Annotated in this window: 13 protein-coding genes; 8 read left to right on the top strand and 5 right to left on the bottom strand. The window is 56.6% G+C overall.

The genetic code is table 11. The annotated features are described in order from the left end of the window. Positions 1-25 precede the first annotated feature (25 nt). Positions 26-1,693, bottom strand: coding sequence for an oligosaccharide flippase family protein (locus RUM_RS04830; RefSeq protein ID WP_081459985.1), 1,668 nt, complete (start codon positions 1,691-1,693; stop codon positions 26-28). 171 nt (positions 1,694-1,864) lie between these two features. Between RUM_RS04830 and RUM_RS04835 the strand changes: the two genes are divergently transcribed. The 6 genes from RUM_RS04835 (at position 1,865) to RUM_RS04860 (ending at position 6,201) form a co-directional block, all read left to right on the top strand. Further along, the gene (locus RUM_RS04835) at positions 1,865-3,061 is read left to right on the top strand and encodes an aminotransferase-like domain-containing protein (RefSeq protein ID WP_015558079.1); all 1,197 of its coding nucleotides are present in this window, start codon (positions 1,865-1,867) and stop codon (positions 3,059-3,061) included. A gap of 19 nt (positions 3,062-3,080) precedes the next feature. Further along, positions 3,081-3,605 carry a hypothetical protein gene (locus RUM_RS04840; protein WP_015558080.1) on the top strand — a complete coding sequence of 175 codons (525 nt, stop codon included), beginning with the start codon at positions 3,081-3,083 and terminating at the stop codon, positions 3,603-3,605. Positions 3,606-3,621: 16 nt separating this feature from the next. Beyond that, positions 3,622-4,623 (top strand): tryptophan--tRNA ligase, encoded by a 1,002-nt coding sequence (gene trpS / locus RUM_RS04845; RefSeq protein ID WP_022358116.1) that lies wholly within the window; start codon positions 3,622-3,624, stop codon positions 4,621-4,623. Between the two features lie 159 nt (positions 4,624-4,782). Further along, positions 4,783-5,580 (top strand): nucleoside triphosphate pyrophosphohydrolase, encoded by a 798-nt coding sequence (gene mazG / locus RUM_RS04850; protein WP_015558081.1) that lies wholly within the window; start codon positions 4,783-4,785, stop codon positions 5,578-5,580. Between the two features lie 35 nt (positions 5,581-5,615). Continuing rightward, positions 5,616-5,891, top strand: a complete 276-nt coding sequence (locus tag RUM_RS04855) for an HU family DNA-binding protein (protein WP_015558082.1) — start codon at positions 5,616-5,618, stop codon at positions 5,889-5,891. Positions 5,892-5,955: 64 nt separating this feature from the next. Next, a complete protein-coding gene (locus RUM_RS04860) occupies positions 5,956-6,201 on the top strand; it encodes an RNA-binding S4 domain-containing protein (protein WP_015558083.1) in 246 nt (81 codons plus the stop codon). 60 nt (positions 6,202-6,261) lie between these two features. On the opposite strand, the gene RUM_RS04865 is transcribed toward RUM_RS04860, so the two are convergent. The 4 genes from RUM_RS04865 to RUM_RS04880 all read right to left on the bottom strand — a co-directional run bounded on the left by RUM_RS04865 (position 6,262) and on the right by RUM_RS04880 (position 13,268). Next, complete coding sequence (locus RUM_RS04865; RefSeq protein ID WP_015558084.1) at positions 6,262-7,596, bottom strand: GH1 family beta-glucosidase; 1,335 nt, start codon at positions 7,594-7,596, stop codon at positions 6,262-6,264. Positions 7,597-7,688: 92 nt separating this feature from the next. Beyond that, positions 7,689-10,511 (bottom strand): excinuclease ABC subunit UvrA, encoded by a 2,823-nt coding sequence (gene uvrA / locus RUM_RS04870; protein WP_015558085.1) that lies wholly within the window; start codon positions 10,509-10,511, stop codon positions 7,689-7,691. 73 nt (positions 10,512-10,584) lie between these two features. After that, the gene (uvrB, locus tag RUM_RS04875; protein WP_015558086.1) at positions 10,585-12,555 is read right to left on the bottom strand and encodes an excinuclease ABC subunit UvrB; all 1,971 of its coding nucleotides are present in this window, start codon (positions 12,553-12,555) and stop codon (positions 10,585-10,587) included. 11 nt (positions 12,556-12,566) lie between these two features. Next, positions 12,567-13,268, bottom strand: coding sequence for a JAB domain-containing protein (locus tag RUM_RS04880; RefSeq protein ID WP_015558087.1), 702 nt, complete (start codon positions 13,266-13,268; stop codon positions 12,567-12,569). Positions 13,269-13,487: 219 nt separating this feature from the next. Between RUM_RS04880 and RUM_RS04885 the strand changes: the two genes are divergently transcribed. Continuing rightward, the gene (locus RUM_RS04885) at positions 13,488-14,987 is read left to right on the top strand and encodes a tyrosine-protein kinase domain-containing protein (RefSeq protein ID WP_015558088.1); all 1,500 of its coding nucleotides are present in this window, start codon (positions 13,488-13,490) and stop codon (positions 14,985-14,987) included. After that, positions 14,981-15,679 carry a CpsB/CapC family capsule biosynthesis tyrosine phosphatase gene (locus RUM_RS04890; protein ID WP_015558089.1) on the top strand — a complete coding sequence of 233 codons (699 nt, stop codon included), beginning with the start codon at positions 14,981-14,983 and terminating at the stop codon, positions 15,677-15,679. Before RUM_RS04885 ends, RUM_RS04890 begins: the two co-directional genes overlap by 7 nt. The last annotated feature ends 69 nt before the right edge of the window (positions 15,680-15,748 follow it).

Here is a 15,748-nt window from a genome sequence, read left to right on the forward strand (position 1 = left end):
GGCCTGCACCATGGTGCAGGTCTTTTTATGTCCGTCCCCGAAGGGCGGCGAGGCGGATGCCCATGAGCCACATGGCAAACAGATACACGCAGCCTCCCATACAGATGGCGGCAGGCAGCGCCAGATTGTTTCCCAGTCTGCCCAGCAGCAGGCTATAGCTGAAGGCGGCTGCGGCGGCACAGAGCATGCCCCCGTAGGCAGGCTTGAGAAACAGCATGATTCCCAGCTTGACACCGGTTTTTTTCTGATAGGTGTACAGCGCCAGCAGGAAGGTCACCAGATAACAAAGGGTGGTGGACAGGGCGGCACCGGCAATGTGGATCCGGGGCAGGGGAATCAGCAGCAGATTGCCTGCCAGCTTGCAGCATACCCCAACGCCCATGATCCGGACTGTTGTGGGGGCATGCCCCACAGCCTGGAGCATGCTGAACAGGGGGAAGGTCAGCGCCAGGAAGATCACCCCGGGCCCCAGGCACTGGAGTGATGGAGCTGCTGCCAGGATCTCGGCAGCCCGCTGGGGATACAGCAACTGCAAAATGGGCTGTGCCAGCACGGAAATCCCCAATCCGGCGGGGAATGCCAGAAAGCCGGTGGCAAGCATGGCGGCGGCGGAATCCTGCTGCATGGCACTCCGGTTCTGTTCTGCATGGGCGGCGGCAATGGCAGGAATGGCACCTTTGCCGAACATGTTGGTCAGAGAGGGCACCAGGTTGAAGATGGTCACTGCCAGCCCGGAAAAGGAGCCGAAAATGAAATTTGCCAGAGCAGCCGGATCCGGGGCGGAGTCATCGGCAAATCGGGCGGCAAAGCTGACAGGTGCCTTGCGGATCGCTGTGTTCAGACAGTGCATACCGGTGGCAAGGTCGATCAGATTGGTCAGATTGGTGATGAGGGATCCGGCAGCTACCGGGATCAGCACTGCAAACAGCGCCCGGTACAGGGCACGGTCAGAGACAGGGGAGGGCTTTTGCCGGGGCAACGCCGGGATTCCGTCCCCGATGCATACATGCCGCAGGATCAGAAACAGAGTGCCGGCAGCGCAGGACAGGGTCACGCCCAGCACGGCGGCGGCAGAGGCGGCTGCCAGGGGTGTGGTGCCCGGCGGCAGGTACCGGAGCACCACTGCCGGATGGGTCAGCGCATACCGACATAACCCCAGACCGCATACCAGCTTCGTCAGGGCTTCTGCCAGTTGGGACAGACCGGTTGGATACATGGTGCGCAGTCCCTCATAATAGCCACGGAATACGGCACTGACGCAGCCCAGCAGGATCGCCGGTGCCAGCACCAGTACGGACAGGTAGGCGTCCGGATTTTCCGCAACATAGCGGCAGAAGGGCTTTGCCAGCAGCAGGATAGCCCCCGTTCCCAGCAGCCCCATGAGAGTGAAGCTCCACAGAGACAGCTTCAGGATCCGGCGGAGGGCGGCATGATCCTCCAGCGCAGCACGTTCCGCAGTCAGCTTTGCCACTGCCGTGGTCAGCCCGGTAATGGATAGGGCATACACCGGCAGGAACAGCCCGTAGGCACAGCTGAAGTAGCCCATACCGCCGCCCCCCAGCAGATTGGTCAGAGGCAGCTTGAACAGGGCGCCGATGATCTTGGTCACCAGTGCCGAAGCCAGCAGAACGCAGGATCCCCCCAGAAAGCTTTGTTTTTTCGTGCGATCACCTCCGAAAACCCCATTTGTCAAGGGCGGATTGTATAGAATTTGACGGTCAAAGCTGTGCGATTTGCAAAAAAATCGCCCTTGACCCGGACTTTCTGTACATTTTATGTTGCCGTCTTGGAAATTATGTGATATACTTGATATGATATCGCTTTGAGCGGTGTCCTATGAAAACTGACTGAACGAGGGATAGATATGAATTATGTTTTCTCTGATAAGGTAAGCGGCTTACAGGCTTCCGCCATCCGTGAGATCCTGAAGTTCTGTGCGTTCCCGGACGTGATCTCCTTTGCGGCAGGAAACCCTGCCCCGGAGGCATTCCCCACCAAGGTGCTGGCGGAGCTGTCCGACAGTGTGATGCAGACCGATCCGATCCTGGCACTCCAGTACAACATCACCGAGGGGTACACCCCTCTGCGGGATGCGCTGAAAAGCTGGATGGGCTCCCGGCACTGCTTTGAGGCTGGTGCCGATGATCTGATCATCACCTCTGGTGCCCAGCAGGCCAACGAGCTTGCCTGCAAGGTGCTGTGCAACGAAGGGGACACGCTGATCTGTGAATCTCCCAGCTTTATCGGCTCTCTGAATGCGTTCCGTTCCTATCATGTCAATCTGGTGGGCGTGGAAATGGAGGAGGACGGCATCCGGCTGGATCTGCTGGAGCAGGCGCTGAAGGATGCGAAAAAGGCAAAGCTCATTTACCTGATTCCCAACTTCCAGAATCCCACCGGCAGAACCATGTCCTGGGAGAAACGGAAGGCGGTATACGCCCTGGCACAGAAGTACAACGCCGTGATCCTGGAGGACAACCCTTACGGGGATCTGCGGTTTGCCGGAGAGGATATTCCCGCCATCAAGACCCTGGATACGGACGGGAGAGTCATCTACACCGGCACCTTCTCCAAGATCCTGGCGCCGGGTCTCCGGGTGGGCTATGTGTCTGCGGCAGAGCCTATTATCCAGAAGATCATCGTCTGCAAGCAGGTTGCCGATGTGCATACCAACATCTGGGCACAGGTGCTGTGCGAGCGGTTCCTGGCGACCCAGAATATTGAACAGCATCTGGCAGGGCTTCAGAAGATCTACCGGCACAAGTGTAATCTGATGCTGGAGGGCATGGAGCAGCACTTCTCCAGGAAGATCACCTGGACAAAGCCGGAGGGCGGTTTGTTTATCTGGGCGACCCTGCCCCAGGGCAGCGACATGATGGGCTTTTGCAAGCGTGCCGTGTCCGAATACAAGATCGCTGTGGTGCCCGGTACCGCATTCTCCATTCGGGAGAACGATCCCAGCGACAGCTTCCGGCTGAATTTCTCCACCCCCACCGACGAGCAGATCGTCCGGGGCATTGAGATCCTGGGGAACATGACAAGAGAACTGCTGGATAAGTAAATTTGAAAGGATGAATGAAATGGCAATTCAGAGAAGAATCGTGCTGGACCGTTATCCAGTCTGCAAGGAATATATCATGACCCGGGGCAAGGCGCTGACCTTCCCGGCAGAGCATTTCGGCAAGGATCTGAAGGATGACACCGTATACGGGGCAGTCATTGATATGCCCATGGGGCCTCAACTGCTGACCACCATGGTATGCTACATCAACGGTGCAGCAAACCTGTATTTCAATCTGGGCGGAGATTACTCCGGTGCGGCACAGCGGCATCCCGGCGTGGTGCAGGCTGCCCGTTCCTTTATCCTGAACGCAGGACAGTACCTGGAGGATGCGGAAAAGGCAACCCAGTTTGACCTGCCCCGGGGCAGAACCCATTTCGTATATCTGCTGACCAAGGGCGGCATCTACAAGCTGGCATATGAGCCGGCAGGCGTACCCATGGGGGATAAGCGCCGGGTACTGATGGCAATGTACCAGCGTGTGATGAACGAGCTGCGTAACGCACAGCTGAAGGACCAGGCTGCACAGAAGGGCAGTAAGTAATTAGGGGGCATTTTTCGTGGCAGAAGAAAAAAAGCTGATATTCAGCGGCATTCAGCCTACGGGTACCTTTACCCTGGGCAACTATATCGGCGCCATCCGCAACTGGGCGCCCTTGCAGGATCAGTATCGCTGCGTATACTGCGTGGTGGATATGCACGCCATTACCGTGCGGCAGGATCCGGTGAAGCTGCGGCAGCATACTCTGGAGGCATACGCCCTGCTGCTGGCATGCGGCATTGATCTGGAAAAGTCCATTCTGTTTATCCAGAGCCATGTGCGTACCCATGCGGAGCTGAACTGGCTGCTTTGCTGCAATACCCAGTTCGGCGAGCTGTCCCGCATGACCCAGTTCAAGGACAAGAGCGCCCGGCATGCGGACGATGTGAACGCAGGTCTGTTCACCTACCCGTCCCTGATGGCGGCGGATATTCTGGCGTACAATGCAGATCTGGTGCCGGTGGGCGCAGATCAGAAGCAGCACCTGGAGCTGGCACGGAACGTGGCACAGCGCTTCAATCAGCGCTACGGGGAGCTGTTCACCCTGCCGGAGCCATACATTCCGGATGTGGGGGCAAGAGTTATGTCTTTACAGGATCCCACCAAGAAAATGTCCAAGTCTGACGACAATCCCAACGCATGCATTCTGATCCTGGACGATAAGGACGCCATCATCCGCAAGTTCAAGCGGGCAGTGACGGATTCGGATTCTGAGGTGTGCTACCGGGAGGGCAAGGACGGCATCAACAATCTGATGTCCATTTACGCCAGCGTTACCGGCAAGAGCTACGACCAGATCACAGCGGAATTTGCCGGTCACGGCTATGGGGACTTCAAGGTTGCCGTCGGCGAGGCGGTTGCGGATCACCTACAGCCCATCCGGGACAATTTTGCCCGGATCATTGCAGACAAGGCATATCTGAAGGAGTGCTACACCGCCAGTGCGGAAAAGGCGCTGCGGTATTCACAGCGGATCGTTTCCAAGGCGTACCATAAGGTGGGCTTTGTAGACAAGGGCTGATTTTTGGCGAATCCTCGGCGTTCTGCCTAGAATGCGGGTCAAATGCAGGGCTTGTCTGCATAATTTGCTGAATTTTGCAGAAGGGCTTGCAATTTTAACTGATTTAGGGTAGTATATACCGTGGGTATCGCGTGATTTGGGATACAAAGGAGCAGATACATGGTTTCGTTTACCCGGAAGGATTGTTACCGGATCGAAGATCTGATGGAGATCCTGCGGCTTTTGCGGGGCGAGGGCGGCTGTCCCTGGGACAGGGAGCAGACCCATCAGTCCATCCGCATGGAGTTCATTGAGGAAACCTATGAAGCGGTGGAAGCCATCGATACAAACGACATTCCCCTGATGCGGGAGGAGCTTGGAGATGTATTGCTCCAGGTTGCGTTTCACTGCCAGATCGAACGGGAGCAGGGCAGCTTTACCTTTGACGATGTATGCGATGAGGTATGCAAAAAGCTCATCGAGCGGCACCCCCATGTGTTCGGGGAGTTGAATCTGTCGGATACGGAGGCTGTGCTCAAGAACTGGGACAAGATCAAGCAGGAAAAGAAGCAGCAGTCCAATACGGACACGCTGACCGCCGTATCCAAGGCGCTGCCGGCGCTGATGCGTGCCCAGAAGGTGGGCAAGCGAGCGATGCGGGCAGGCATGGATTTTGACAATGTGCAGGATGCATTTACCTGTATCAGCCAGGAAACGGCGGAGCTGCAGGAAGCCATGCAAAGCGGCACCCAGGAACAGGTTGAGGAAGAACTGGGAGATCTGCTGTTCTCCTGCGTCAATACAGCACGGCATCTGCATGTGGATGCAGAGGAGGCTCTGACCCGGGCAACGGAAAAGTTTATCCGGCGTTTTCAGAAAACGGAGGAGCTGCTGAAGCAGGAAGGGATCGAAATGAATTCCCTGGGCATAGATGCGCTGGACGTTTATTGGCGTCGGGCGAAAGAAGCGATACGTTAGCAATTTCATAATTACATGATTTGGAGGATATGAACATGACAAAGGCAGATTTGGTAAAGGCAGTTTCCGAAAAGGCAAATTGTCCGAAGAAGGACGCAGAAATGGCGATCAACACCGTGATCGACTGCATCACTGACGCAGTTGCACAGGGCGAAAAGGTTCAGATCGTTGGCTTCGGCACCTTCGAGGTTCGCGAGAGAGGCGAAAAGAAGTGCAAGAACCCCCGCACCGGCGAGGAAATGATCACACCGGCAAAGAAGGCTCCCGTATTCAAAGCTGGCAAGGCTCTGAAGGACGCAGTCAACAAGTAAGCCACAGTGCATGTGGGCAGGGGCGCAGCTGCGTCGCTGCCCTTTTTTCGTTAGGAGAGTCAGTATGAGATTGGATAAATATCTGAAGGTCACCCGGCTCATCAAGCGCCGTACCGTTGCCAATGAGGCGTGCGATGCAGGCAGAATCCTGGTAAACGGCAAGGTTGCCCGGGCATCCTACGATGTGAAGGTAGGGGACGAGATCGAGCTTGCCATGGGGCAGCGCCCTCTGAAGGTACGGGTAGTGCAGGTTTCCGAATATGCCACCAAGGAAACCGCTGCGGATCAGTACCAGATCATCGAAGGATAGTGAATGGACAAAAACAGCCGCCGCTGCATCATGCAGCGGCGGCTTTGCATTGTCTTACAATCAGAGATTTTCGCCATTTTCCGCAATGACGGATGCGTACCAGTAGGCGGAATCCTTCAGAGTACGCTTCTGGGTACCGTAATCCACATGGATGAGGCCGAATCGCTGGTCATAGCCCCGCGCCCACTCAAAGTTGTCCATAATGGACCAGTGCATATAGCCGATCAGGGGCAGCCCTTCCTCCACTGCACGCTTGCAGCTACGCAGATACCGGGTCAGATAGTCGATCCGATCCGGGTCATGCACCTTGCCGTCCAATGCCACCCAGTCGTGACCAGCCATGCCGTTTTCGGTAATCATCAGCGGCAGCTGGTAGCGCTCATGCAGGAACCGGATGGACCAGTACATCACATCCGGCGTCAGAGGCCATGCCAGATTGCTTTTCGGGCAGCCGGTGAGGGTGGTGCCCAGTTCGCCCCCCTGCATGCTCCAGTAGATGTTTGCACCGTAGAAATCCAGTTTCTGGGAGATCAGAGCCATTTCCTCCGGATTCTCCTTTGGCATCAGATCCCCGAACAATTCATATGCCCTGGGGCTGTAGTGCCCCAGCACAATGGGGTCTCCCCACCAGGCATTGCTGGAGGTGTAGTTGTTCCTGTTGAAATCAAAGGATGCCGCCCGTGCCCGTTCTATATCCTCCGGCGCATTGCTTGCAGGAACCACGCAGGGACCGGTGGGTGCAAAGCCTACGATGGGCGTGCGCTTTGCATGTGCCCGGATGGTGCGGACAGCCTTGCCGTGTGCCAGCAGCACATTGTGGGTCATCCGGATCAGATCCCCGTCCGGATGCTTCATAAAGGGCGCAAAATTTCCGTTCTTGTAGCCGTCTGTGATGAATACCTGGGGCTCGTTGATGGTCATCCAGTACCGTACCCGGTCGGAGAAGCTGTCTACCAGCACCCTGGTGTATGCTTCAAACCAGTCAGAGGATGCAGGATTGAGCCAGCCGCCCCGGCAGTGGAGGGCATAGGGGTAGTCCCAGTGGAAGATGGTCACCAATGGCTCGATGCCTGCTGCCAGCAGCTCATCGATCAGTGCGTTGTAGAAGGCGATACCGGCGGGATTTACCTCTCCGGTGCCGTTGGGGATCACCCGTGTCCAGCTGATGGACAGTCGGTATGCCTTCAGACCGATCTGCTTCATCAGCGCCACATCCTCCTTGAACCGGTGATAGTGGTCGCATGCCACATCCCCGTTCTCGTTGAACGCCACATGCCCCGGCTCCCGGGTGTATACGTCCCAGATATTCAACCCCTTGCCGTCCTCCTGGTATGCACCTTCTACCTGATAAGAGGCAGCTGCAGCGCCCCATAAAAAGTCCTTCTGAAAACTCATATGTTTGCTCCTTTCGCAAATGATGGGTGCATTATAACACGCCCATTGCACGAATGCAATGAACAAATTGTGAATTCGTCGGCTTGGAAATATTATTTCAGATATGGTTTCAGATACCGTCCGGTATAAGATTCCGGATGGACGGCAATTTCCTCCGGCGTGCCTGCTGCCACCAGGGTTCCGCCCCCGTCGCCCCCTTCGGGGCCCAGATCAATGATATGATCCGCCACCTTGATTACGTCCAGGTTGTGCTCAATGACCAGCACCGTGTTGCCTGTGTCCACCAGCTTGCTGAGTACCTCAATGAGCTTGTGTACGTCCGCCGTATGCAGACCGGTGGTGGGCTCGTCCAGGATATAGATGGTCTTGCCGGTGGGGCGCTTGGACAGCTCCGTGGACAGCTTTACCCGTTGGGCTTCTCCGCCGGACAGGGTGGTGGCAGGCTGTCCGATCTTCACATACCCAAGCCCCACCTCCTGGAGGGTTTTCAGCTTCCGGGCGATCTTGGGAATGGCTTCAAAGAATTCTACTCCTTCGTCCACCGTCATTTCCAGCACATCGTAAATGGATTTGCCCTTGTAGTGTACCTCCAAGGTCTCCCGGTTGTACCGCCGTCCCTTGCATACCTCGCAGGGCACATATACATCCGGCAGAAAATGCATCTCGATTTTCAGAATGCCGTCTCCCTCGCATGCTTCGCATCGTCCCCCCTTGATGTTGAAGGAGAATCTGCCTGCATCATAGCCACGAGTCTTGGCGTCCTCCGTTCTGGCGAACAGCTCCCGGATGTCCGTGAATACCCCGGTGTAGGTGGCAGGATTGGAACGGGGAGTTCTGCCGATGGGGGACTGGTCAATGTTGATGACCTTGTCCAGATGCTCCAGTCCGGTGCATGTCCGGAAAGCGCCCGGCTTCAGCTTTGCCCGGTTCAGCTTGGCTGCCAGATGCCGGTAGATGATGGAATTGACCAGAGAGGATTTCCCGGAGCCGGATACGCCGGTGACGCATACAAACTTGCCCAGGGGGATCTCCACGTCAATGTCTCGCAGGTTATGCTCTGCCGCCCCGTAAAAACACAGGGATTTCCCGTTGCCCGGCCGTCGGCTTTCCGGCAGGGGGATCCGCTTTGCGCCGCTGAGGTACTGCCCGGTGACGGAGTTCTTGCATGCCACAATGTCCTGGTAGGTACCGGCACAGACGATCTGTCCACCGTTGACCCCGGCACCGGGACCGATGTCCACAATGTAATCCGCCGCCCGCATGGTGTCCTCGTCATGCTCCACCACGATCACCGTATTTCCCAGATCCCGCAGCCGTTTCAGGGTGGCAATCAGCTTGTCATTGTCCCGCTGGTGCAGACCGATGCTGGGCTCGTCCAGAATATACAGCACCCCCATCAGGGAGGAGCCGATCTGGGTGGCAAGCCGGATCCGCTGGCTTTCGCCGCCGGACAATGTGCCTGCTGCCCGGGACAGGGTCAGATAGGACAGTCCCACGCTGCTGAGGAATCCCAGCCGGGAATTGATCTCTTTGATGACCAGCCGGGCGATCATCTGCTCCCGATCCGTAAGCTGCAAGTGCTTGAAAAAGTCAATGGCCTGGGTCACGGAGTAATCGCATAGCTGGCTGATGTTGATGCCCCCGACGGTGACTGCAAGGGATTCCGGCTTGAGCCGTCTGCCGTGGCAATCCGGACAGCTGACCTCGGACATGAGTTCCTCCGTGCTTTCCCGGGACGCCTCGCTGCCGGATTCCCGGTACCGGCGTTCCAGGTTGTGGATGACCCCTTCAAAGGGTGCGTCATAGCTGCCGCTGCCGTAGGCGGTGGTGCGCTCCAGATGCAGCACATGCCTGCCGGTGCCATACAGGAACAGGTTTAGCTGCTTGTCCGTCAGCTCCTTTACCGGTACGTCCAGGGAGATGCCGTATTCCTTGGAAATGGCACTGTAGTACATCATACTGATGGAGCCGCTGTCCAGGGAGTTCCAGCCCATGGCCTTGATCGCCCCCTGCCGGATGCTCAGATCCCGGTTGGGCACGACCAGCGCCGGATCGATCCGGCGATATGCACCCAGACCGCCGCAGGTGTCGCAGGCACCGAAGGGATTGTTGAAGGAGAACATCCGGGGGGTCAGCTCCCCGATGCTGATATCATGCTCCGGGCAGGCGTAATTGAGGGAATACAGCTTTTCCTCGCCGCCGATCACGTCAATGAGGATCAACCCCTCCGTCAGGGATACCACGGTTTCCAGACTGTCCGTCAGCCGGGAACGGATCCCCTCCTTCACCACCAGACGATCCACCACGATCTCGATGTTGTGTTTTTTATTCTTGTCCATGGGAATTTTTTCGCTCAGCTCATACATGCTGCCGTCCACCCGGACCCGTACATAGCCGGAGCGCCGTGCTCCCTCCAGTTCCTTGGCGTACTCGCCCTTTCTACCCCGGACGATGGGTGCCAGCAGCTGGAACCGGGTACCCTCCGGCAGCTTCAGCACCTGATCCACGATCTGATCCACCGTCTGCTGCTGGATTTCTCTGCCGCAGACGGGACAGTGCGGGATACCAATCCGGGCATACAGCAAACGCAGATAATCGTAAATCTCCGTAACGGTGCCCACCGTGGAGCGGGGGTTCTTGGAGGTGGTTTTCTGGTCGATGGAAATGGCAGGGGACAGACCATCGATGCTGTCCACGTCCGGTTTTTCCATCTGCCCTAAAAACTGTCGGGCGTAGGAGGACAGGCTCTCCATATACCGGCGCTGTCCGTCCGCATAGATCGTATCAAACGCCAGGGAGGACTTGCCGGAGCCGGACAGCCCTGTCATGACGATCAGCTGATCCCGGGGGATCTCCAGATCCACATTTTTCAGGTTGTGCTCTCTGGCACCACGGATGATGATTTTATCCTGCATAATCTATAGTATCCTTTCTGAAAGCATCACCGGACAAAATCCGCCTGGCGGCTTTGCGGGGTGCTGCCTTGGTTCAGTCCTCTGCCTGCAATTGGGCAATTTTGTCCCGGAGGTATGCGGCGTGCTCGAATTCCAGCATTTTTGCAGACTGCTTCATCTGATCCGTCAGAGTGGCGATCAGCTTCTGCCGCTCCTTCTTGGACATCTTGGGGGCATGGGTCTCCTGCTCTACGGTTTCCTTGGAGGAAATCTCCAGAACCTCCCGCACGTCCTTGTGAATGGTTTTCGGAATGATGCCGTGGGCTTCGTTGTACGCCATCTGGATGCTCCGGCGCCGCTCTGTTTCCGTAATGGCACGCTCCATGGAGCCGGTGACGCAGTCGGCGTACATGATGACCTCACCCTGAGCATTCCGGGCGGCTCTGCCGATGGTCTGGATCAGAGAGGTTTCCGACCGGAGGAAGCCCTCCTTGTCCGCATCCAGAATGGCAACCAGGGAAACCTCCGGAATGTCCAGACCCTCCCGAAGCAGGTTGATGCCCACCAACACGTCGAATTCTCCCATCCGCAGATCCCGGATGATCTCCATACGCTTGATGGTGTCGATGTCGTGGTGCAGATACCGGACCCGGACACCCATGCCCTCCAGGTAATCCGTCAGATCCTCCGCCATCCGCTTGGTCAGCGTGGTGACCAGTACACGCTCCTGCCGGTCGGTGCGCTTGTGGATCTCCGACAGCAGATCCTCCATTTGCCCCTGGATGGGCTTGACCGTGACCAGAGGATCCAGCAGACCGGTGGGACGGATCACCTGTTCCACGATCCTGCCGGAGCGTTCCTTTTCCAGGGGGCCAGGCGTAGCGCTGACGTAGATGGCCTGCCCGATGTGCTCGTTGAACTCGGCAAAGTTCAGTGGCCGGTTGTCATAGGCACTGGGCAGCCGGAAGCCATAGTCGATCAGAGTCTTCTTCCGGGCGTGATCCCCCGCCTGCATGGCACGCACCTGGGGCAGGGTCACATGGCTCTCGTCCACGATCAGCAGAAAATCCTTGGGGAAGTGATCCAGCAGGGTATAGGGCACGCTGCCCGGGGGACGCCGGGAAAGTACCCGTGAGTAGTTTTCGATGCCGCTGCAAAAGCCGATCTCCCGGAGCATTTCGATATCATACCGGGTGCGCTGGGCAATGCGCTGGGCTTCAATCAACTGGTGGTTGGCTTCAAAGAATGCCACCCGTTCCTGCATTTCCGCTTCAATGTCCGCAATGGCATCCTCCAGCTTGTCCCTGCCCACAATGTAGTGGCTTGCCGGGAAGATGGCGGCATGCTGCAGGGTGGCAAGGATCTCCCCGGTGACCATGTTGATCTCGGTGATCCGGTCGATCTCATCCCCGAAAAACTCGATTCGCAGGGCATGATCCGCCGTGCCGGAGGTGCAGATCTCCAGCACATCCCCCCGCACCCGGAACTTATTCCGCTCCAGACTGATATCGTTCCGCTCATACTGGATCCGCACCAGCTCCGACATGAGCTGCTCCCGGGATTTCTCCATGCCCTGCCGGACGGATACCACCATGGAGCGGTACTCCTCCGGGCTGCCCAGGGAGTAGATGCAGGATACACTTGCCACGATGATCACATCCCGGCGTTCCGCCAGGGCGGTGGTGGCGGAATGACGCAGCCGGTCGATCTCGTCGTTGATGGCGCAGTCCTTTTCAATGAAGCTGTCGGTGCTGGGAATGTATGCCTCCGGCTGGTAGTAATCGTAGTAGGATACGAAATACTCCACTGCATTGTCCGGGAAAAACTCCTTGAATTCGGAGCAAAGCTGCGCCGCCAGGATCTTATTGTGGGCAAGCACCAGGGTAGGGCGGTTCACCTGCGCAATGACGTTCGCCATGGTGAAGGTCTTGCCGGAGCCGGTGACTCCCAGCAGCACCTGTCCCTTTTCCCCCTGGTTCAGACCCTCCACCAGTTGTTGAATGGCTTCCGGCTGATCCCCGGCAGGCTGATAATCCGATTTGAGATGAAAGCATGCCTGTTCCATAGGTTCTCCTTTTAATCCAATAATGAAAATGCCCCGTATTCCTTTAAGGATACTGCCTGCTCTCCGGCAACGATGATGTGATCCACCAGCCGGATGCCCACGCTCTTGAGCACATTGAAGATCTTCTGTGTGGCGGCAATGTCCTCCGGAGAAGGCATCGCCGTGCCGTTGGGATGGTTGTGCGCCAGCACCACCAGCTCGCTTTTCTGCTGCAATGCATACTCCACCAGCCGGCGCATGTGTACCGGCACACTGCTGGGGGCGCCTTCGGACACCACCCCACAGGACATGAGCCGGAGCCGGTCATCCAGACACGCCAGCCGCAGCTGCTCCTCCGGTTCTCCCAGGTAAATATCCTTGAAGTAGGCACAGGTGGCGTCAAAGGTGTTCAGGGTCAGATCCTTCCGGGCGCTGAGCCGGTACTGCCGGGACAACTGGGCGATGAGAGTCAGCAGCATGGCACTGCTTTCCCCCATACCCTTTACATCCCGCAGGGCGTGATAGTCTGCATTCAGCACATCTGCCAGAGAGCCGAACCGCTGCAAAAGCCGATGCGCAACCTCGTTGGTATTTACCCGGGGCAGGGCGTAGAACAGGGTCAGCTCCAGCATTTCATGCTCCTGGAAGCCCTCCAGTCCCTGCTGCAAAAATTTAGCCCGCATCCGATCCCGGTGTCCGCTGTGCAGGCTCTGTTCCGCCGGTTCCTTGCCCATATCCGTTCCCCCTTCTGTATCCGTATGCTTCTATTATACCGCATTTCGCTTTCATGTGAAAGATGTTTTTATAAAAAAGTGTACAGAGGATTTGCCACAGGAAAAAATGCATGCAAATTGATTGACAATAAATAAGATAAGTGGTATACTTTAATCTGATAGTGTGTCGCCTGGGGAACCATTGGCGGTGCGGCAGAATAAGCAAGGATGGAAGAATGCATGAAAAAAGAATACACAATCAAAGATCTGGTTTATCTGATGCTGGGACGCATTTGGTGGATCATCGGTGCCGCTCTGATCTGCGGGCTGGGGGCGTTTCTGATTTCAGATTTTGCGATTCCCAGAAAATATCAGTCCAACGTATCCATGTATGTGCGCAACAAGGAGGATCAGAAACAGGACATCAACAACAGTGACCTGTCCGTGTCCAAATCCCTGGTCAGCACCTACATTGTCATTCTCAACAATGATGCAGTGATGGAGCAGGTGGGGGAGCAGCTGCTGAAGCAGCATACCCCGGAGGAGCTGTCCGGCAATTTTACCATAAAAAATGGCAAGATCACCAACGAAAGCCTGAAAAGCGCATTCACCATGGCGGCAGTGAACAATACAGAGGTGTTGAAGATCACCGCCACCACCAAGAACGCCGCCCTGTCCGCAGAGCTTTGCAACATTATGGCAGATGTGGCACCGGAGGTTCTGATCCGGGTGGTAGGTGCCGGCTCGGTGGAAAAGATCGGGGATGCCAAGATCTATGAGGCGGCAGTATCCCCCAGTGTCACCAAGAACACTGCCATCGGCTTTGCCGGAGGTGCTTTGCTGGCAATCCTGGTCATTCTGTTGATTGACTTTTTCGACAATACAGTCCGGGGTACGGAAGAACTCCGGGAGCATTTCAGCAAGCCCATCATTGCGGAGATCCAGTCCATCGGGGGCAAGGCAAAGAAAAAGAACCGGGGTACGGATGCAGATCGGAAGACCCGGCTGCTGTTCGGCAATGAGAACATTCCCTTTTCCACGGTGGAGGCATACAAAAGCTTCCGCACCGCCCTGTCCTTCGTCATTTCCACCTGCGACAGCAGGATCGTTGCCATGACCAGTGCGAACCCCAGCGAGGGGAAATCCGTTACCGTTGCCAATCTTGCAGTGGCGGTGGCACAGACCGACAAGAAGGTTCTTCTGATCGATGCGGATATGCGCAAGCCCGTGCAGCATAAGTGCTTCAGGCTGTCCAATAAGGTCGGACTGTCCGATGTGATTACCGGGGACAAGCCTCTGGACAAGGCGCTGAACCGGAACGTGACCGGTAGCCTGGATGTGCTGACCTCCGGCACCATTCCCCCCAACCCCTCTGAGCTGCTGGCATCCAGACAGATGAAGGAACTGCTGGAGACGCTGAAGGAGCGGTATGACATGATTCTCATCGACTGCGCCCCCATCAACGTAGTGTCCGATGTGGCTGGTCTGTCCCAGGAAATCGCCGGGGTGGTTATGGTGGTGCATTACGGTTTTACCACTTATCCGGAACTGGACGATGCTGTGAACCGGCTGGCGCTTGCCAACTGCAACGTGCTGGGCTTTGCGGTCAACGAAGTGTCCAGCAAGCACGGGAGCGGCTACTACTCCAATTATAAATACAAGTACAAGTATAAATACGACTATCAGTACGGCTCTGCAAAGCAGGCAGAAGAAAAGGAAAAGGCAGGATCCGCATGCTGACGGATGTACACACGCATGTTCTCCCCAATATGGATGACGGCAGTCAGAGCCTGGATATGTCCCTGGAGATGCTGACCCGGCTTCATGCCCAGGGGGTGGAGCGGGTGGTGGCGACCCCTCATTTTTACCTGCACCGGGAGCCGGATCCGGCAGCGTATCTGACAAAGCGGCAGATGCGCTTTGATGCCCTTGTGGAACAGCAGTTGCCCATGGAGCTGCGGCTTGGAGCGGAGGTTGCCATTGAGCAGGGTATCAGCGATTTGCCACAGATCAGGGCGTTGGCCATAACCGGAACGGATCTCATCCTGCTGGAGCTGCCCTATGTGCCCTATCAGAGCTGGATGGAGCAGGAGGTGCATGCCATTGCCGTGCAGCAGGGTCTGACCCCGGTGATCGCCCATGTGCATCGGTATCTGATGTGGTATTCCCAGGAGGATCTGGAAACGGTGCTCGGGTGGGACGCCATTTTTCAGATCAATGCAGAGGCATTTGAAAGCTTCCGGCAGAAGCGGATCGTCAAGGAGCTTTTGAAACGGGGACTGCCGGTGCTCTTTGGCTCGGATTGTCACAATCTGTCTGATCGGCGGCCCAATTTTGATTCCTTACTGCGCAAGGCAAAGCCGGAGCTTCTACAGCAGGCGGATCGTCTGTTTGCACAGCATATTCTATCATACAGCACCGCACAGGCATAGCTTGTGCGGTTTTTTCATGGATCTGTGCTGTCGAGATTGACATTTTCTCAATTTATATGTATACTATTC

This window comes from Ruminococcus champanellensis 18P13 = JCM 17042 (assembly GCF_000210095.1).
GTDB classification, from domain to species: Bacteria; Bacillota; Clostridia; order Oscillospirales; family Ruminococcaceae; genus Ruminococcus_F; species Ruminococcus_F champanellensis.